The sequence below is a fragment of the Curtobacterium sp. UCD-KPL2560 genome (genome assembly GCF_001705035.1).
Taxonomy (GTDB): Bacteria; Actinomycetota; Actinomycetes; order Actinomycetales; family Microbacteriaceae; genus Curtobacterium.
Genome location: NZ_MCIG01000005.1, coordinates 60213 through 78885 on the forward strand (window position 1 = coordinate 60213; position 18673 = coordinate 78885).

General features: G+C 70.3%; 17 protein-coding genes. All 17 read right to left on the reverse strand.

Translation table 11 applies throughout. From position 1 onward, the window contains the following. Positions 1–13: 13 nt before the first annotated feature. Complete coding sequence (gene tuf, locus BEP24_RS02865; protein ID WP_065960042.1) at positions 14–1201, reverse strand: elongation factor Tu; 1188 nt, start codon at positions 1199–1201, stop codon at positions 14–16. Positions 1202–1338: 137 nt separating this feature from the next. Continuing rightward, the gene (gene fusA, locus BEP24_RS02870; protein ID WP_065960046.1) at positions 1339–3453 is read right to left on the reverse strand and encodes an elongation factor G; all 2115 of its coding nucleotides are present in this window, start codon (positions 3451–3453) and stop codon (positions 1339–1341) included. Positions 3454–3540: 87 nt separating this feature from the next. Beyond that, positions 3541–4011, reverse strand: coding sequence for a 30S ribosomal protein S7 (gene rpsG, locus BEP24_RS02875; protein ID WP_058742332.1), 471 nt, complete (start codon positions 4009–4011; stop codon positions 3541–3543). 5 nt (positions 4012–4016) lie between these two features. Continuing rightward, a complete protein-coding gene (gene rpsL, locus BEP24_RS02880) occupies positions 4017–4385 on the reverse strand; it encodes a 30S ribosomal protein S12 (protein WP_058728453.1) in 369 nt (122 codons plus the stop codon). A 434-nt stretch (positions 4386–4819) separates the two neighbouring features. After that, entirely contained in the window at positions 4820–5953 is a 1134-nt protein-coding gene (locus BEP24_RS02885) for a hypothetical protein (RefSeq protein WP_065960050.1), read from the reverse strand. A gap of 168 nt (positions 5954–6121) precedes the next feature. After that, positions 6122–6568, reverse strand: a complete 447-nt coding sequence (locus BEP24_RS02890; protein WP_065960052.1) for a DUF6121 family protein — start codon at positions 6566–6568, stop codon at positions 6122–6124. 74 nt (positions 6569–6642) lie between these two features. After that, positions 6643–7458: a hypothetical protein gene (locus tag BEP24_RS02895; RefSeq protein ID WP_141693329.1), complete on the reverse strand. Its 816-nt coding sequence runs from the start codon at positions 7456–7458 to the stop codon at positions 6643–6645. 262 nt (positions 7459–7720) lie between these two features. Beyond that, on the reverse strand, positions 7721–8449 hold the full coding sequence (locus tag BEP24_RS02900) for a hypothetical protein (RefSeq protein WP_065960058.1): 729 nt from the start codon (positions 8447–8449) through the stop codon (positions 7721–7723). Further along, complete coding sequence (locus BEP24_RS02905) at positions 8446–9201, reverse strand: hypothetical protein (RefSeq protein WP_141693330.1); 756 nt, start codon at positions 9199–9201, stop codon at positions 8446–8448. The genes BEP24_RS02900 and BEP24_RS02905 overlap by 4 nt, the downstream gene beginning before the upstream one ends. After that, positions 9198–10250 carry a type IV pilus assembly protein PilM gene (gene pilM, locus BEP24_RS02910; protein ID WP_065960061.1) on the reverse strand — a complete coding sequence of 351 codons (1053 nt, stop codon included), beginning with the start codon at positions 10248–10250 and terminating at the stop codon, positions 9198–9200. The genes BEP24_RS02905 and pilM overlap by 4 nt, the downstream gene beginning before the upstream one ends. Positions 10251–10264: 14 nt before the next feature. Next, a complete protein-coding gene (locus BEP24_RS17930; protein ID WP_065960063.1) occupies positions 10265–11098 on the reverse strand; it encodes an A24 family peptidase in 834 nt (277 codons plus the stop codon). After that, a complete protein-coding gene (locus BEP24_RS17935; protein ID WP_065960065.1) occupies positions 11095–12909 on the reverse strand; it encodes a hypothetical protein in 1815 nt (604 codons plus the stop codon). Before BEP24_RS17935 ends, BEP24_RS17930 begins: the two co-directional genes overlap by 4 nt. Positions 12910–12911: 2 nt before the next feature. Continuing rightward, entirely contained in the window at positions 12912–13622 is a 711-nt protein-coding gene (locus BEP24_RS02925) for a PilW family protein (RefSeq protein ID WP_139197341.1), read from the reverse strand. Next, positions 13619–15004, reverse strand: a complete 1386-nt coding sequence (locus BEP24_RS02930; RefSeq protein ID WP_065960070.1) for a hypothetical protein — start codon at positions 15002–15004, stop codon at positions 13619–13621. The genes BEP24_RS02925 and BEP24_RS02930 overlap by 4 nt, the downstream gene beginning before the upstream one ends. Positions 15005–15083: 79 nt before the next feature. Further along, entirely contained in the window at positions 15084–15515 is a 432-nt protein-coding gene (locus tag BEP24_RS18105; RefSeq protein WP_065960072.1) for a type IV pilin protein, read from the reverse strand. A gap of 218 nt (positions 15516–15733) precedes the next feature. Beyond that, positions 15734–16957, reverse strand: a complete 1224-nt coding sequence (locus BEP24_RS02940; RefSeq protein ID WP_083230021.1) for a type II secretion system F family protein — start codon at positions 16955–16957, stop codon at positions 15734–15736. After that, on the reverse strand, positions 16957–18657 hold the full coding sequence (locus tag BEP24_RS16360) for a type IV pilus twitching motility protein PilT (protein ID WP_083230022.1): 1701 nt from the start codon (positions 18655–18657) through the stop codon (positions 16957–16959). Before BEP24_RS16360 ends, BEP24_RS02940 begins: the two co-directional genes overlap by 1 nt. Positions 18658–18673 lie beyond the last annotated feature (16 nt).

The window sequence follows — 18673 nt, forward strand, 5'->3', positions numbered from 1 at the left end:
GGAGAACCGGGAGTTACTTGACGATCTCCTCGACCGTACCGGCGCCGACCGTACGACCACCCTCACGGATGGCGAAACGGAGGCCGGCCTCCATCGCGATCGGCTGGATCAGCTCGACCGACATGGCGACGGTGTCACCGGGCATGACCATCTCGGTGCCCTCGGGCAGCGTGATGACGCCGGTGACGTCCGTGGTGCGGAAGTAGAACTGCGGACGGTAGTTCGCGTAGAACGGGTTGTGACGCCCGCCCTCTTCCTTGGTCAGGATGTACGCGTTCGCCTTGAACTCGGTGTGCGGCGTGACCGAACCCGGCTTCACGACGACCTGGCCGCGCTCCACGTCCTCGCGCTTGAGGCCACGGATGAGCAGACCGGTGTTGTCACCAGCCTCGGCCTTGTCGAGCAGCTTGCGGAACATCTCGATGCCCGTGACCGTGGTCTTCTGCGTCGGGCGGATGCCGACGATCTCGACCTCGGAGTTCAGGTCGAGCGTGCCACGCTCGACACGGCCGGTGACGACCGTGCCACGTCCGGTGATCGTGAAGACGTCCTCGATCGGCATGAGGAACGGCTGGTCGGTGGCGCGCACCGGGTCCGGGACGTTCTCGTCGACGGCGGACATGAGGTCCTGGACCGACTTGACCCACTTCTCGTCGCCCTCGAGCGCCTTGAGCGCCGAGACCTGCACGACGGGGGCGTCCTCGTCGAACTCCTGCGAGCCGAGGAGCTCACGGACCTCGAGCTCGACGAGCTCCAGGATCTCCTCGTCGTCGACCATGTCGGACTTGTTCAGCGCGACGACGATGTAGGGGACGCCGACCTGGCGGGCGAGCAGGACGTGCTCACGCGTCTGGGGCATCGGGCCGTCGGTGGCGGCGACCACGAGGATCGCGCCGTCCATCTGGGCCGCACCGGTGATCATGTTCTTCACGTAGTCGGCGTGACCAGGAGCGTCGACGTGCGCGTAGTGGCGCTTCTCGGTCTGGTACTCGACGTGCGAGATGTTGATCGTGATGCCGCGGTCGCGCTCCTCGGGAGCGCTGTCGATCTGTGCGAAGTCGCGGGCCTCGTTGAGGTCCGGGTACTGGTCGTGCAGAACCTTGGTGATCGCCGCCGTGAGCGTGGTCTTGCCGTGGTCGACGTGACCGATGGTTCCGATGTTGACGTGCGGCTTGGTCCGCTCGAACTTGGCCTTGGCCACTGTGGGTCCTCCTCAGGACTCGGAGAGCATGCCCCCGGTCGCGAGACCGTTGGCGTGCAGGGTGTGTGTCATTACTGTACTTGGTGGCGAGGGGCCCGTCGCCGGGCACCCTCGCCTGTGGAGTGAACGCCGGAGCGTTACTCCCCGGTGTTCTTCGCGATGATCTCCTCGGCGACCTTGGCCGGGACCTGGCTGTAGGTCTCGAAGGTCATCGAGTAGACCGCACGACCAGAGGTCTTCGACCGGAGGTCACCGACGTAGCCGAACATCTCGGACAGCGGAACGCTCGCGCGGACCACCTTGACGCCCGAGGCGTCCTCCATCGAGGCGATCTGGCCACGACGGGAGTTGAGGTCACCGATGACGTCGCCCATGTACTCCTCCGGAGTACGCACCTCGACGGCCATGATCGGCTCGAGGATGGCGGGACCGGCCTTGCGGGCGGCCTCCTTGTAGGCGATGGAACCGGCGATCTTGAACGCCATCTCGGACGAGTCGACGTCGTGCGCCGCGCCGTCCTTGAGGATGGCCTTCACGCCGACGGTCGGGTACCCGGCCAGGATGCCGACCTGCATGGCGTCCTGGATACCGGCGTCGACCGAGGGGATGTACTCACGCGGGACGCGACCACCGGTGACGGCGTTCTCGAACTCGTAGACCTTCTCGGCCGTGACTTCCATCGGCTCGAGGGCGATCTGCACCTTCGCGAACTGGCCGGAACCACCGGTCTGCTTCTTGTGCGTGTAGTCGTAGCGCTCGACGACCTTGGTCAGGGTCTCGCGGTACGCGACCTGCGGCTTGCCGACGCTGGCCTCGACCTTGAACTCGCGCTTCATGCGGTCGACGAGGATGTCGAGGTGGAGCTCGCCCATGCCCTTGATCGTCGTCTGACCCGTCTCGGCGTTGAGCTCGACGCGGAACGTCGGGTCCTCTTCGGCGAGCTTCTGGATGGCCGTGGAGAGCTTCTCCTGGTCAGCCTTCGTGTTCGGCTCGATGGCGACCTCGATGACCGGCTCCGGGAACGTCATCGACTCGAGGACGACCTGGTTGGTCGGGTCGCACAGGGTGTCACCGGTGGTGGTGTCCTTGAGGCCGATGACCGCGTAGATGTGGCCAGCGGTCACGTTGTCGACCGGGTTCTCCTTGTTGGAGTGCATCTGGAAGATCTTGCCGATGCGCTCCTTCTTGCCCTTGGTCGAGTTGATGACCTGGGCACCGGACTCGATCGAGCCGGAGTACACGCGGACGTACGTGAGACGACCGAAGAAGGGGTGCACCGCGACCTTGAACGCCAGGGCCGAGAACGGCTCCGTCGCCTCGGGCTTGCGGATGATCTCCTTCTCCTCGTCCTTGACGTCGTGGCCGATCATCGGCGGCACGTCGAGCGGGGACGGGAGGTAGTCGATGACCGCGTCGAGCATCGGCTGCACGCCACGGTTCTTGAACGCCGAGCCGCAGAGGACGGGGTAGACCTCGGACGCGATGGTCAGCTTGCGGATCGCGGCCTTGATCTCGTCCTTGGTGAGCTCCTCGCCACCGAAGTACTTCTCGAGCAGTGCGTCGTCGGTCTCGGCGACGCGCTCGATGAGCTTCGCGCGGTACTCCTCGGCACGGGCCTGGAGGTCCGCGGGGATCTCCTGGACCTCGTACTGGGCGCCCATGGTGACGTCACCCTTGGCATCGCCCGGCCAGACCTTGGCGTGCATCTCGATGAGGTCGATGACACCGACGAAGTCGTTCTCGGCACCGATCGGGAGCTGGAGCACGAGCGGCTCCGCACCGAGGCGGTTGATGATGGTGTCGACGGTGAAGTAGAAGTCCGCGCCGAGCTTGTCCATCTTGTTGACGAAGCAGATGCGGGGGACGTCGTACTTGTCGGCCTGACGCCACACGGTCTCGGACTGGGGCTCGACGCCCTCCTTGCCGTCGAAGACGGCGACGGCACCGTCGAGGACGCGGAGCGAGCGCTCCACCTCGACCGTGAAGTCCACGTGACCGGGGGTGTCGATGATGTTGATCTGGTTGTTGTCCCAGAAGCAGGTCGTCGCGGCCGACGTGATCGTGATGCCGCGCTCCTGCTCCTGCGCCATCCAGTCCATCGTCGCGGCGCCGTCGTGGACCTCACCGATCTTGTGCGTGATGCCCGTGTAGAACAGGATGCGCTCGGTCGTCGTGGTCTTGCCGGCATCGATGTGCGCCATGATGCCGATGTTGCGGACCTTGTTCAGGTCGGTGAGCACGTCCTGTGCCACAGGTTCCTCCGGAAGAGTTGTAGGAGAGGTTGGCGGTCGGGTGGGCGTCGGCGGTTCATGACCACCGACACCCACCCGCAGCCGGGACTACCAGCGGTAGTGGGCGAAGGCCTTGTTCGACTCGGCCATCTTGTGCGTGTCCTCGCGGCGCTTGACCGCGGCACCGAGACCGTTCGACGCGTCGAGGATCTCGTTCATGAGACGCTCGGTCATCGTCTTCTCGCGACGTGCCTTGGCGTACGAGGTCAGCCAGCGGAGCGCGAGGGTGTTCGCGCGGTGCGGCTTGACCTCGACCGGGACCTGGTAGGTCGAGCCACCGACACGGCGGCTGCGGACCTCGAGGGTCGGACGGACGTTGTCGAGCGCCTTCTTGAGCGTCGCGACGGCATCCTGCTGGTTCTTGGCGGTGACACCCTCGAGCGCGTCGTAGACGATGCGCTCGGCGAGGCCCTTCTTGCCGTCCAGGAGGATCTTGTTCACGAGCTGCGAGACGATCGGCGCGCCGTACACCGGGTCGGCGACGACGGGACGCTTCGGGGCGGGACCCTTGCGAGGCATCTAGCTCAACCCTTCTTCGCGCCGTAGCGGCTGCGAGCCTGCTTACGGTTCTTGACTGCCTGGGTGTCCAGGGCGCCACGGATGATCTTGTAGCGCACGCCGGGGAGGTCCTTCACACGACCGCCACGGACGAGCACCATCGAGTGCTCCTGCAGGTTGTGGCCCTCACCGGGGATGTAGGCCGTCACCTCGGTGCCGTTCGAGAGCTTGACACGAGCGACCTTGCGCAGGGCCGAGTTCGGCTTCTTGGGGGTGGTGGTGTAGACGCGGGTGCAGACACCACGCTGCTGGGGGTTCGCCTTCAGTGCCGGCGCCTTGGTCTTGACGACCTTCGGCGTGCGACCCTTGCGAACGAGCTGCTGGATGGTAGGCAACTGTTCTCCTGGTTCTTCGCTCGTGCTCTGGCCGGCGCGTTCCGCCGGCTTCCTCATCACACGCCGATCGCCGCCTGACGGCGGAGGTGGCGGGGGATGGATGATCCCGTCCGGCTCGTGGCATCAGCCACCGCAGGACCGGGATTTCGGGCGCGCCCGAGGGCGCACACCCAGATGAGACTACCCGCGTGACAGGGTGAGATCAAGCCGGGCGTGTCGCGGTGGGGAGGATGCGCGACGGGGTCGGGGGGGCGCCTCCCGGCCGCATCCGGACCGCCTGCCGGACGCGAGCTGGACCCACGACCGGACGCGAGGCGGACCGACGACGCGACGCGAGGCGGACCGACGACGCGACGCGAGGCGGAGCGACGACCCGACCCGCGCCGGACCGACGCCCGCACGCAGCCGGCCCAGTGGACGGACCGCGTCCGGGCTCAGGAACCGGAGTCGCGCGCGCCGTTGCCGACGGCCGACTCGAAGGTCGCACCCTCGTCGGTGAAGCCCGTGATGTAGCCGGTGGCGTTGACGTTCATCGGGCCGGCCGAGGCCGTTCCCGGGCCGTCCGGGCCCGTGAAGTCGGCGGTGTACTTCGCCCGCCCGTACGTGGTGGTGGTCACGAAGAAGCCGCGCGACAACCAGTCGCCCACCGACACCGCGGGGCGGGTCTCGAGCGTCCACTTCTTGTTCGTGTACGTGTACGACGGGTTCGACCCGTAGGCGTAGAAGCTGCACCCGGGCGGCTCGGCCTCGGTCGACGCGATGCAGCCGTCCACCCAGCGGTCGACGGCCTGCTGGGCCGCCTGCTTGCCCGCGTCGGTCAGCGTGACGCGCATGGACACCGGGATCGAGGCCGTGCTCCGGAAGCCCGAGACCACGGCCTCGGTCTTGTCCGCCGTGTACCACTTGCCCCCGTCGACGGCGACGGAGTACTTGCCCGGCAGCGCCTTGAGGCTGACCGCCCCGTCGGTGGAGGTGGTCACGCTCTTGCCGGCGATCTGCAGCCCCGTGTTCGCGGGACCGCGGACCGAGACGTCGACGCGGCCGAGCTGCGGGGCCTCCATCTTCCACACCGGGAAGACGCCGAGGTCGGTTCCCGTGCGGTCGAGCGTGAAGACGGTCGAGACGTCGCGACCGCCCTGTCGCAGGTACGCCCGCACCTGTGCGGTGTCGCCGGACGTGTCGGTCGCCGCGATCCGGTACCCCGTGATCTTCGAGGAGGCCTTCGCGTACGCGGCATCGGTCAGCAGCACGTCGTCCTTGCCGTGCTCGATGCCCGCCGTGTCGAGCGCGTCGTCGACGCGACCGGCGGTCAGGTCGTCGAGGAACGCGCGCACCGGACGGTCGGGCGAGTGCGAGGCCGACTGGACCGAGTAGGTCACGATGCCGGCGACGGCGAGCAGCACGACGGCGGTGCCACCGGCGATGATGCCGATCAGCGCCCCGCGCCGCAGCTTCCTGCGAGGCGGTCGCGGCGGCGCCACGACCCCCTGCGCCGCGGCTTCCTGCGTGCCCCGGATCGTCTCGACGTGCGGTACGGCTGCCCAGCCGTCCGTCTGCTGCTCGGTCATGCGTCCCCCGTCGTGCGTGTTGCCTGCTCCGGGATCCTACCGCCGGGGACCGACGCCGGTCCGGTGTGGTTCCGCGCGGCTGTCAGCGGTGGTCGTGCGTCGCCCGCCGGGCCGCCGCGCGGGTGTCAGCGGTGGTCGCGCGTCGCCTGCCGGGCCGCCGCGCGGCTGTCAGCGGTGGTCGTGCGTCGCCTGCCGCGCCGCCGCGCGGTCCTGGTGGCGCGCCGCGGCGATCCCGCCGACGACGCACACCAACGCGACGACGACCGAACCGACGACGAACGGGCTCAGTGCGGAGCCCGCCGGGAACACGAGCAGCTCGGTGGCGTCGCCGCGGACGGACGCGTAGCCGACCGATCCGACCGCGAGCATGACGAGGTACGTGCCGGCGGCGGCGACGAGGCCGCTGACGCCCGGGTTGCCCTCGCGGACGCCGGACGCCGTCGCGAGGAACACCACGACCGCGCCGGCGACGACCATCCCGGGGCCGAGGTACGGCGTCGCGTCGGGTTGGGCGATCGCCTCGACGTCGGCGAGCAGGGCCTCGAAGCCGGTCACCGCGACGACGAGCGCCACGAAGAGCACGGACGTCATCGTCGCGACCAACCAGCGGGACATGCGGCGATGGTACCGCCGGGTGGTGTGCGGGGTCGCGGTGGGCCGCGCACGACGGACCGGACGTGGTGCTGGCCCTACTGCTGGACCTGCTCCTGGTCGGTGCGGCCTGCGTGGGCCACCTGCTCGGTGCGGTCGGCGCGGTCGGTGCGGTCGGCGCGGTCGGTGCGGTCGGCGCGGTCGGCGCGGTCGGCACGGTCGGTGCGTTCGGCCTGTCCGCGGGCGACGGCGACGAGGGCCAGGGCGATGGTCGCCGTGATCACGGGGACCGACTCGGTGAGCGGCGCAGCCTGCGTGGTCGCCTCGTCCGTCCCGGTGGCGGACCACGCGTGGTCCGTCACGGACGGGAGGCGCGCACCGGCCCCGGCGGGCACCGGCACCGCCGGCAGGTCGCCGGCCGGGAGGGGCGTCGCGACCCCCACGGGCTCGGTCGCGGCCGGCGCGTGGTCGTCGGCCGGGAGGGACGCCGACGCTCCGGCGGGTGCCGTCGCCTCCGGCTCGGGGGCGTGGTCGCGGACCGCCGGGCCCACCACCGGGAGGACCGCGGTGGTCGCCGGGGGTTCGACGTGCGCGGTGCCGGTCCCGGTGGCGGCACGGTCGGTGCTGCCGTCGACGTCACCGAGCGTGGTGCTCGTCGACCGGCCCGCGCGGATCCGAGCGGCCGCCATCCGCACGAGGACGACCGCGGCGATGACGGCCCAGATGCCGTTGACGATCGTCGACGGCACGGCGTGGTGTGCTGCGACGTTGACCGCGACCGACACCCCGCCGACGAGGTTCAGCGCCTGGTAGACGGGGCCGTTGGGGATCTTCCCGAGGGAGAAGAGCAGGTAACCTGCCAGGACGGTTACGGCTCCGAACCAGCCGAGGAACTCCACGATTCCGTACAACACGCGCGACTCCGGGCACGACGAGGAACGGCCGTCCGTGGGCGACCGTCCGAGAGGGGATGGGCAGCCGCGAGCGCGGCACCGGGAGCATCGTACGCACAGCGACGGGTGTCGCGGAAGCGGGTCCGGCGTGGCGCGGTGGCCCCGGTTCGCGGGGTGGGCGGCGGAGGGGTCCGCGAGCAGTGCGGGGCGGTCGCCGGCCCGCCGTCGGAGCGGTCGTCGACCGGCCGCCGGGGCCGTCGTCAGCCCGCCGCCGGGGCCGTCGTCAGCCCGCCGTCCTGGCGGCCGTCGGGCCGCCCGCGAGCACGTAGACCGACCCGCTGAAGGTCCAGGTCGGCGTCTCCGCCGCCCCGTCGTCGGCGCCGGACTCCGCCGCTGCGGACGAGATCGACGTCACGAGGAAGAGCCGCGGGTTCGACTGCACGCCGCGGACGAAGGCGAGCGCCTGCGCGAAGTCGCCCTCGACGGTGACGGTCACGGGGATCACCGAGAAGTTGGCGCTCGTGATGCTGCCGTCGGTCGTGGTCCGCGGTGCGACCGGCGTCGCGGCGGCGGTCGCCTGGGCGGTCGGTGCCGCCGTGGCCGCACCCGGGGTCCCCGTGCCCGTCGACCCTCCGTCGGAACCGGTCGCCGGCGTCGCGGCGGGCGCCACGTACGCCTGCGCATCACCGATGGTGAGCGACGACACCCGGACACCGCTCGTGTCCGCCGTGGCATCGAGCTGGCTGATGAGTGCGGACGCCTGGGCGTCGGCGGGCACCGACGCACGCAGCTCGGCGAGTTCGGCCTGCATGCGCGGCATCTCGGCGGCCCGCTCCCGCAGACGGTCGAGCTCGGTCCGTGTCGAGGCGTTGGTGCCCGCGACACTCCCGCGTTCGGCATCGGCAGCCGCGGCCCGGTCGAGCTGCGGCTGCACCCCGAGGAAGAACCCGCCCGCCAGGATCGCGAGGGACGCGACCGCGGCCAGGAGGAGCATCAGGCGGTTGCGGCTCACGACTTGTCCTTCGTCTCGTACTTGCCGTCGAACGCACGCTCGTCGAGGTGGATCGTCATGTCGACCGTGTAGACGTTCGTCGACGCGTCGAGCGTCACCGAGTCGGCGTTGGCGTCGACGAACGCCGGGATGCCCTTCACCGAGTCGAGCCAGGCGGGCACCGACGGCAGGGTCGTGCTCGACGCGGCGATCGTGAGCGTCGCGATCCGCTGGCCCTGGAGGGGAGTGGTCGCCTGCGCGTACGACTCGAGCGGGGTCGCGGAGTCGATCTGCACGCCGGTGATGGAGACGCCGGCCGGCAGGGAGTCCTGCACACGCTGCAGGGTGGCCTGCCAGTCGACCTCGGTGGACCCGCCGACCCCCTGTGCGGCTCGGAGCAGGTCGGTCTGACCCTCGACGTCGCGCACGTCGCGGTACTGCCGTTGCTGGAGCAGGAGGGAGTCGGTCTCCTGACGCGCCTGCTCGAGCTCCGACTCGGACTGCATCGCCGCGGCCGACGCGACGACCGTCGCTCCGGCGGCCACCACCGCCACGACGACGACGCCGAACCACGCCCGACGGACCAGGGCCCGCTGTCGTCGGTCGACGTGGACCTCGGTGGGCAGCAGGTCGACACGGGGGACGCCACCGACGACGATCGTGCCGGCTGCCTCACGGCCCTGCCGCTTCGTCCGCTGCGCGGTGTCCGCCACGAGCCGGACCTCGTGGGATCGGGGCCCGCGTCTCCGGGGCGGTTCCAGGAGCTTGGTCATGCGGCGACGCTCCCCCGCGCCAGTCCCCACGCGACGGCGACGGCGTGCCCGCGCTCGGCGAGGTCCTCGCTGCGGACGGAGCGGTTCGTCGCGGCGTCGGCGAACGCGTCGCCGATCGCCACGGGCAGTCCGGTCTGCATGCCGAGCGCCCCGGCGAACCCGGGGAGGTGCGCGCCGCCGCCGGCGAGCACGATGCCCGCCATGGTCGTCCCCGGCCGGGTGCTCACGAAGTAGTTCACGGTGTTCCTCAAGCTGGTCAGCAGTTCGGTGCTGAGGTCGCGGATGGTGGCCTCGGCGCGTCGGTCGTCGGCGGTCAGGGCGCGGCCGCCCATGCCGATCCAGCGCTTCACCGGCTCGGCCTGGTCGAGGGGGATGTCGAGGGCAGCACCGAGCGCGCCGGTCAGGTCGTCGCCTCCCGACGGGATCACCCGGACGAACTGCGGGACCCCGTCCGTCGCGATCACGACCGTCGTGGTGTTCGCCCCGACCTCGGCGAGCGCGTGCGTACCGGGGTACCGGGACGCCGGCAGGTAGACGCGGGTGAGCGCGAACGGGATGAGGTCGACGCCGACCGGGTTGAGACCGGCGAGCTGGACCGCGCGGACGTTCGCGAGCACGGAGTCCTTGACGGCCGCGATGAGGAGACCGTGCACGACGGGTCCGTCCACCGTCGTCGACTCGGACACCGGGTAGAAGTCGAGGATCGCGTCACCGACCGGGACCGGGAGCATGTCCTGCACCTGGAACGGCAGCGACTCGCGGATCTGCGCGAGCGGGGCCTTCGGGACGGTCAGGTCGCGCGAGAGCACGCGCTGGTTGCCCATGCCGAGGACGACGTCCTTCGACCGGAACCGTCCGACCCGCCACAGCTCCCTGAGGCTGGCGGCGACGGTGTTCGGCTCGAGGACCTCACCGCGCTTGGTCGAGCCCGGGACGAGCGGGACCTCGGCCACGCGCAGGATGACGGGGTCGGGCTTGTCCGGGTTCGCGACCTCGACCGCGCGGATGGTGTCTCCGCCGATGTCGATCCCGACGAGGGTCTTCGCCATGTGCTGGGTCCTTCCTACGCCAGGCCGGTGATGTGCAGGTACGCGTCGAGCACGGGCTGACCGAGGAACACGCCCAGCCAGGCTCCGCCGAGCATCCAGGGGCCGAACGGGATGCCGGTGCCGCGACGGGCACGACCGGTCGCCAGCAGGCCGATGGCGAAGGTACCGCCCAGGAGGAAGGCGCCGGAAGCTCCCACTGCGAGGGGTCCCCATCCGAGGTACGCGAGCACGAGCCCCAGGACACCGGCGAGCTTGACGTCGCCCAGGCCCATCCCACCGGGGACCGCGACCGCGAGGGCGAGGTAGCCGCCGCCCATCGCGACGAGCCCGATGCCGCCGCGGACGAGCGCGGCCCAGTCGCCGGTGAGCGCGCTGCGGGCGACCAGGAGCACCGCGCAGACCACGTAGGCGGGCAGGACGATCGCGTTCGGCAGCCGGTGCACGTCGAGGTCGATGAGCGCGAGGGCGACCGAGACGGCCATCAGGTAGAGGAGCACGACGAGGCCGACGGTCGCGGCGGCAGCGGCCCGCGGGTCCGTCGCGGCCACGAGTGGCGGTGCGGCGCGGAGGACGACGAGCACGAACAGTGCCGCCGTCGCCGCCTCGACCAGGGGGTAGCGCTTCGGGATCGCGGTGCTGCAGTCACGGCACCGCCCGCGGAGCAGGAGCCACGACACCACGGGCACGTTGTCCCGTCGTCGGATGCCGTGGCCGCAGCGTGGGCAGGCGCTCGGCGGCGCGACGACCGAGATGCCCGCTGGGACACGGTGCACGACGACGTTGAGGAACGAGCCGACGGCCAGGCCGACGACGCCGACGAGCAGGGCGACGAACACGGCCGGGGTCACCGCGGGACCCCTGCCGCGTCGTACGCCGCCGCGACCTCGATCTGCGACGTCACCTTGTAGGTCGTCACGACCGGCTGCGGGAAGAACGGTGGTGTGTAGCTGCCGAGGCTCGTGTCGTAGCCGTACGCCTTGAGGTAGCCGTTCGTGCCCTTGCCCACCGCACCGCGGAACCGCTGTGCGATCGACCCCTTCACGGTGAGCTTCCCCCGACCACCGCCGATGGCGTAGTTCTGCACGGTGAACGTGCCCTGGTTCGACAGCACCGCAGCCGCCACCGTCCGGTCCCCGGCGAGCATCGGGTAGGTCCCGCCGTACGCGTCGACCATGGGGTTCCAGACCAGGACGGCCTCCTGGCCCACGAGACCGAGCACGGTCGACGCCGCCCGGCCCGCCGTGTACTGCAGGTCTCCGGTCACGTAGACGTAGTTCTCGGCGACGAGCGAGATCGACGCGTCGACCTTGCCGGACACGAAGAGGTCTCCGTGGGTGCATCCGTAGGCCGTGCTGAACGGGATCTGCTGCCCCTGCGCGGTCTCGGGGTTCGCCTCGTCCCACGTTCCGCCCAGTCCCGGGACACTGCCGCGACGGGGGAACCCGAGACCGTTGTCCTTGACGGCGACGCTCCGCATGCAGGCAGACGGGGACCTGCTCGGGTCCTTGGTGAAGTTCGGGTTCGTCGAGGACCCGGTCCCGGACGATGCCGGCTCGTCCTGCACGTACACGAGGTTGTCGGCGAGGAGCTTCGTGCTGACGACGGCCCCGGAGCCCTGCAGGTCCGTCAGCCTGCCGCACTTGTCGGGCGCCGACCCGTACTTGCCGGAGCGCTGCAGGTTCGTCGCGAGGGTCAGCGGGGAGCGGATGCGCATGGTGCCGTTCCCGAGGAAGGTGATCTCGGTGGGTCCGGTGTACAGGCAGCCCGTCCCCGGCGCGGTGTCCCTGACGGCCGGGTCGTCGCTGTACATCCGGTCGCGGCCGGCGCTGATCGTCGACGGCGGCGTGTACGAGCTGACGACCTCGGGCTGGTAACCGGCGTAGTAGTCGAAGGAGGGGGCCTTCGGCGAGGAGCACCGGTAGGTGCTCCACCCGACCGAGGACTGGACCGTGCTCCCGAACCGACCGCCGCAGATGAGCATCACGTCGTTCGAGCGGATCGGTCCGTCGAGGGTGTCACCGTCCTGGAACTGGATGCGGTCGCACGCATCCTTGCCGCCGCCCGGGCTGACCGAGTACGTCGTGTTCTGGTAGACGTTGCGGCAGTCCTCGCCGGTGATGGCCGGGTCGCCGGACTCGTAGTCGGTCCAGTACAGGTAGTTCGAGAAGCCGTCCGGCCGCACGTTCGCGACCAGGGTGCGAGTGGTCGAACCGGCACGCCCGGTGACCTGGACCCGGACGATGCCCTGTGGGCCGGCGATGCTGTTGTCGACCGCGTACCGGTACGACGTCTCGCCCGCGGCGCCCGTCGACCCGGGCACGGTCACCCAGCTCGTGAACGCGGGGTTCAGCGCAGCCCCGGTGCCGACGCCCTTCGGGAACGTGTCACCGGTGCTGAAGGGCTGGCTCGGATCGCCGTACTTCGTCGCGTACGTGTTGTCGGCGTTGACCCGGCTCTGGTAGTCGGCGAGTCCGGCGTACGCCGCGGCCATCGCGTTGGCGAAGTCGCGGTCGGAGGTCGTCTTCGTCGCACCGGACGTCGCGATGCCGACCATCGTGGCGGCGAGGATCATCACGACCATGCCGATCCCGAGGACGGCGGCGAGGGCGACGCCGCGCTCGTCGTCGTGCGAGCGGATGAGGGCGAGGATGCGGCGCACGGTCAGCTCCCGAACTGGAGGTTGGGCATGCCGACGGTGCTGGTCAGCGAGACGTCGTCACGGGCGGCTGGACGCTGCTGGTCGCGCTCCCCGACGGTGAGGTCGATGCTCACGGACCGCACGGCCGCGAGGTCCGTCGCGCTCAGCGCACCGTCGGGGCCCGCCGTCATCGCCGTGCCGGCCGCGTTGCGGAACGTGAACAGGGTCGACGGGACGACGGACTCGGCGAGGACGAGTCGGGACGTCGGTGCGTTCGTCAGCGTCGGGGTGGTCGCGCGGGGGAAGTCGTAGTAGGTGGCCGTGCGGTCGGTGGGCACGCCGTTCCACTTCGTCTCGGTGATCGTGCCCTTCGCCGGGTCGAGGGTGAACTGCACCTCGACGGGCTGCACGTCGACCGCCGAGTTGAGGTTGATGTAGGCGAAGAACCGGACCGACGTCGCCGTGGCGTACTGCACCGCGTACTGCGCGTCGACGCCGCTCGCGACGGGGTTGTTCGAGGCCACCCGGAACATCCGCTGCATCTCGCGCATCGCGGTCGAGGCCACCCGGGTGTTGGAGTCGACGTTCGTCGTGGTGGTCGATGCTCGCGACACCGAGACGAAGAAGGCGCCCGCCATGGTGAGGACGAGGACGCTGATGCTCATCGCGACGATGAGCTCGGCGAGCGAGACGCCGCGGTCGTCCCGGCCGAGGCGGCGGAGGACGCGCATCACGGCGCGCGCCTGGGGTCGAGGAGCACGCGGTCGGCCGTCGGTGCGACGCCCGGTGCTGCCTGGATGCCGGTCACCGTGGTCGGCGTCGTGATGGTGATGATCCCGAGCAGGTTGACCGCGGTCCTGCCGGACTGCAGCGACCACGTGCCGTAGGGCAGGGCGATCGTCACCGGCTGGCCGAGGGGGAGCTTCGTGAACCGGTACTGGGCTCCCTTCGCGCACCCGGGGTCGCCGGAGTTCGGCACCGGCGCGACGGAGTTGGCGAGGACCTCGTTGACGCTGTTCGTCGGGAGGGTGATCGTGACGAGCTGCACCGACGCCCGCACCGCGTTCGTCCCGGCGACCGGCTGCCCCGGGCTCCGCGGAGCCACAGCGGTGCCGCTCCCGGTCGTCCAGTTCTCCGGGTCGGTGCTGGCGCACGTCGCCGGTACGCCGGCGACCGCCTTGTAGCCGTCGGTGAACGGGAAGACCTGCGTCGTCGTGCCGACCGCGAAGGGGCCCTGGTCGGCGGTCTTGCGCCGCAGCGTCACCGGCATCGTGGTCGGCGCGGTGAACGCCGTGGTCGGCGCGTTGGGGTCGCCCCACTGCGGTGCGACCGTGAGGGCGGTGTCGTAGTTCATGTTCGCAGCCGCGGTCTGGTTCGCGCTCACGCGGACGGTCGTCGAGGGCGTCGCCGTCTGGGCGCCGAGCGACCCCGAGGACGTGCCGTCGTCGATGTTGCCCGGCTTCGTCACCGAGACGTCGTACCGGCCGGGCTTCACGTTGAGGGCGTAGCTGCAGCCCGTGGCGTCCGTGACCGGCACCGTCGAGGTGACCGGGCCGGCACCGTCGGGGTTCGTGGCCGCGGGGGCGATCGACACCATGGCCCCCTGGTTCCCGCTGCCGTCGACCCGGGACACCGACACGATGATCGTGCCGAGGCCCGCCGCCGTGACCGCCGAGGTCGGGGCGACCATGCTGTTCATCGCGACCGACTGGTCGGACCCCCGACCGCCGGCGCTCCAGCTGATGGTCATGGCGACGCGCTTGTAGGCGAGGGGGCCACCCCCGCTGCCGCAGGCGTTCGCGGTGCCGGAGGAGGCGACCCACCGTGCGGTCTGCACGACCCGGTAGTCGATGCCCGCGACACGCTGCACCGACGTGCCGTCGACGACGCCGAACAGGTTGGTCGACGTGCGTGCGCGGTCGATGCCGTCCTGCGCGAGGCCGATCGCGACCTCCCGGGAGCGGGAGCCGTGCGTGAGGTAGAGCGAGCTCGCGATGCCCATCGCCACACCGGCCGCGATCATCGCGAAGACCGTCATGGCGACGAGGACCTCGACGATGGAGACCCCGTCGTCGTGCTCGCGTGCGTCACGCAGGAGTGCGGTCAGTCGCAGCACGGGTCACCTCCGATCGTCCTCGAGTACGAACACTGGACGGGGCCGTCAGCACGACCCCGTCCGCGTTGTTTGCGCCGGCTTACTTGCCGCAGACGTCCGCCTTGGCTCCGCCGTCCTGGTCGACGTGGAAGATGTTGCCCGCGTTGCTGGTCGCCTGGATGCAGAACGTGCCTGCCTTCGCATCGGCGCTCTTGAGGTCGGGGGCCACGCCCTTGTCCGCGTACGTTCCGGCGCTGAAGCCGGACAGAGTCGAGAGAAGGCCCGTCGCCGGGAACGCGTTCGTCTGCGTGTAGTTCGCGATGATCGCCGTCTTCGCGTTCTGCAGGTCCGACTTCGCGGCCGCGTCCTTCGCATTGTTCTGCACGTTCAGGTACACCGGGATCGCGATGGCCGCGAGGATGCCGATGATGATCACGACGACCAGGAGTTCGATGAGCGTGAAGCCCTTCTCCTCGTCCTCGAGGAGACCCTTGCGACGCGCGTCGAGCTTGCCCATGAGAGCGAAGTACATTGTTGTTCCATTCTTCGGGAGTGAATGTCGGGAGGAAGTCTGTGGGGCCTTTCCGGCCGCCTGGGCAAGCGTATTGACGTCATTCCTGGGGCAGCATCCCGAGAACGGGGGCCAGTACGCCTCCCCGCCGACCCCAGTCCCGGGGGTACGCACGACCGCGCCGCCCCCGCACGGGGGTCGCAGCCCCGGGAACACGGGGATGTAGGAAGGTTGCCGAACTACTTGACGAGTGAGGTGATCTGGAAGATCGGCAGGTAGAGCGCGACGATCATGCCGCCGACGACCACGCCCAGGAATGCGATCAACAATGGTTCGATCAACGAGGTGAGGGCCTCGGTGGTCGCCTCGACCTCGGCGTCGTAGAAGACCGATATCTTCTCGAGCATGGTCTCCAGGGATCCCGCGTCCTCACCGACCGCGACCATCTGCGACACCATCGACGGGAAGACCTTCTCGGCCGAGAGCGGGACGTTGATGGAATCCCCCTTGCGCACGGCTTCCGCGACGCGTTGCAGCGCTTTCTCGACGACGAAGTTGTTCGACACTTCTCCGGCGATCTGCAACGCCTGCAGGATCGGCACACCGGCACCGATCATGTTCGACAGGTTGCGCGAGAACCGGGCGATGACGATCTTGCGGTTGAGCTGCCCGAACACCGGGAGCCGCAGCTTGAGCGGGTCGACGAAGGCGCGCACCCGGTCGGTGTGCTTGTTCGCCCGCCACCAGATCCACCCGACGACGGCGCCGACGAGCAGCACCGGACCGACGAAGACCATCGCGTGCGAGGCCGCGACGAGCACGAGTGTCGGCAACGGCAGCTGCCCGCCGAGCCCCTCGAACATCTTCTGGAAGATCGGCACGATGAAGATCAGCATGATCATCACCGCGAGGAGCGACATCACGAGCACGACGACCGGGTAGGTCATCGCCGACCGGATGGTGGTGCGGAGCTTGTGCTCCTTCTCGAAGTTCGTCGCGATGGAGTCCATGGCCTGGTCGAGGAACCCGCCGGTCTCCCCCGCCCGGATCATGTTGATCATGATCGGCGGGAAGTCGACCGGGTACTTCGCGACGGCGTCGGAGAACGAGACACCGCGCTCGACGTCGTCCCGCACCTTGCCGAGGATCTCCTTGAGCTTCTTGCTCTCGGTCTGGTCGGCCAGGATCGACAGCGCCCGGAGGAGCGACAACCCCGAGGACAGCATGGTCGAGGCCTGCCGCGACGTGATCGCGAGGTCCTTCAGCCCGACGCCGCGCTCGAACCCGGGGATCTTGATCTCGGTCTGCAGACCGGTGCCGGCTGTCGCTTCGGTGATCGCGATCGGCGAGACGCCCATCCCGCGCAGGCGTTGGACGACCGCACCCTCGGAGGCGGCGTCGAGCCGGCCCTTGACGAGCTTGCCGCTGCCGTCGCGGCCGCGGTAGTCGAATGCGAGCGACATCAGTGGCCTCCCGAGTACTTGTCGCCGAAGTCGATCTCCGCCGCGGCGATGGCGGCGGCGGACGACTCGGACGGCGACTCGACGCGCTGCACGAGGCGGTCGAAGCCGTCCTCGTCGTGCACCTTCTCCATCGCCGCGGCGCGCGTGACGGTGCCGACGTTGACGAGTTCGGCGAGGTCCTGGTCCATCGTGTGCATGCCCGCGTCGCGCCCGGCCTGCATGGCCGAGGTGATCTGGTGGGTCTTGCCCTCGCGGACGAGGTTGGCGATCGCCGGGGTGGTCTTCATGATCTCCGTCGCGACGACCCGGCCCGAGCCGTTCGCCTTCGGCACGAGGGTCTGGCAGACGACGCCCTCGAGCGTTGCGGCGAGCTGCGTGCGGATCTGTCCCTGCTGGTGCGGCGGGAACACGTCGATGACGCGGTCGATCGTGCCCGGCGCGCTCTGCGTGTGCAGCGTCGCGAACACCAGGTGGCCGGTCTCGGCGGCGGTGAGGGCGACGGAGATGGTCTCGAGGTCGCGGAGCTCACCGATCAGGATGACGTCGGGGTCCTGGCGGAGCACGTGCTTGAGCGCCGCGGCGAACGAGTGCGTGTCTGCGCCGACCTCGCGCTGGTTGATGATCGCCCGCTTGTGGTCGTGCAGGAACTCGATCGGGTCCTCGACGGTGACGATGTGGTCGGCACGGGTCTCGTTGACGAGGTCGATGAGGGCCGCGAGCGTCGTCGACTTGCCGGACCCGGTGGGCCCGGTCACCAGGACGAGTCCGCGGGACAGCTTCGCGAAGCGCCCGACGTGCTCCGGGATGCCGAGCTGCTTGAGCGTCTTGATCCGCGTCGGGATGATGCGGAAGGCGGCGCCCCAGTTGCCGCGCTGCTGGTAGTAGTTCACGCGGAAGCGGTACTCCGGCGACAGCGAGTACGCGAAGTCGAGTTCCTGCTCGTGGTCGAACTGTCCGGTCTGCTCCGGGGTGAGCAGGGTCTTGAGCGCGGCGATCACCTTGTTGCGTGACCACGGTCCACCGGGCACGGCGGGGCGGAGCGATCCGTCGACGCGGACGGTGGGCGGGGCGTCGGCGGTGACGTGCAGGTCCGAGGCGTCCTGGTAGACCACCTGGGCCAGCGCCGTGACGAGGTCGCCGTCGGCGACCTCACGTGCGTGGCGGGTGAAGCCGATCTCGGGGTGCCCGGTGCTCACGGCGGGCGCCGGCAGCGCACCGCCGACCGGGGCGGTCGGGACGACCGGGAGGACCGTGGTCGCTGCCGCGGGCGCCACCGGCAGGTGCTCGGTCGCCGCTCCGGCCGTGTCGGCCCACGCGGTCGGACCCGCGGTCGCCGCTCCGGCCGGATCGGCCCAGCTCGGCACGCCGGCGGACGCGACCGGTTCGCCGTACCCGTAGGTCGCGGTCGACGCCGGCACGGCAGCCGGCGGCGTCGCGGGCGCGGCGTCGGGCTGTGCGACGGGGCTGGCCAGGGGAGGACCCCCCGCGGGTACGGACCACGCGGCCTGCACGTCGGCGGAGAGGTCGTACACCGACCCGGCCGCCCCGGACCCCTCGGGCGCCTCGGCCCCCACGGCAGCGGCCGCAGCAGCCAGCCGCGCGGCCCGTCGGCTGCCGCCGACCTCGTCGCCGGGTCGCCCGGGGTGCCAGCCGGCGACGGGGGCGTCGCCGGACTCGATGTCGTACACGGATTCGTCCATGGTCCTGGTGTCCCTG

Excerpts from the sequence above, each read along its gene's own strand:
- pilM (WP_065960061.1), bottom strand. The coding sequence starts at position 10,250 with ATGGCGAAGACCCTCGTCGGGATCGACATCGGCGGAGACACCATCCGC.
- BEP24_RS02940 (WP_083230021.1), bottom strand. The coding sequence starts at position 16,957 with ATGTCGCTCGCATTCGACTACCGCGGCCGCGACGGCAGCGGCAAGCTC.
- BEP24_RS18105 (WP_065960072.1), bottom strand. The coding sequence starts at position 15,515 with ATGTACTTCGCTCTCATGGGCAAGCTCGACGCGCGTCGCAAGGGTCTC.
- BEP24_RS02905 (WP_141693330.1), bottom strand. The coding sequence starts at position 9,201 with ATGACCAAGCTCCTGGAACCGCCCCGGAGACGCGGGCCCCGATCCCAC.
- rpsG (WP_058742332.1), bottom strand. The coding sequence starts at position 4,011 with ATGCCTCGCAAGGGTCCCGCCCCGAAGCGTCCCGTCGTCGCCGACCCG.
- BEP24_RS02885 (WP_065960050.1), bottom strand. The coding sequence starts at position 5,953 with ATGACCGAGCAGCAGACGGACGGCTGGGCAGCCGTACCGCACGTCGAG.
- BEP24_RS16360 (WP_083230022.1), bottom strand. The coding sequence starts at position 18,657 with ATGGACGAATCCGTGTACGACATCGAGTCCGGCGACGCCCCCGTCGCC.
- BEP24_RS02890 (WP_065960052.1), bottom strand. The coding sequence starts at position 6,568 with ATGTCCCGCTGGTTGGTCGCGACGATGACGTCCGTGCTCTTCGTGGCG.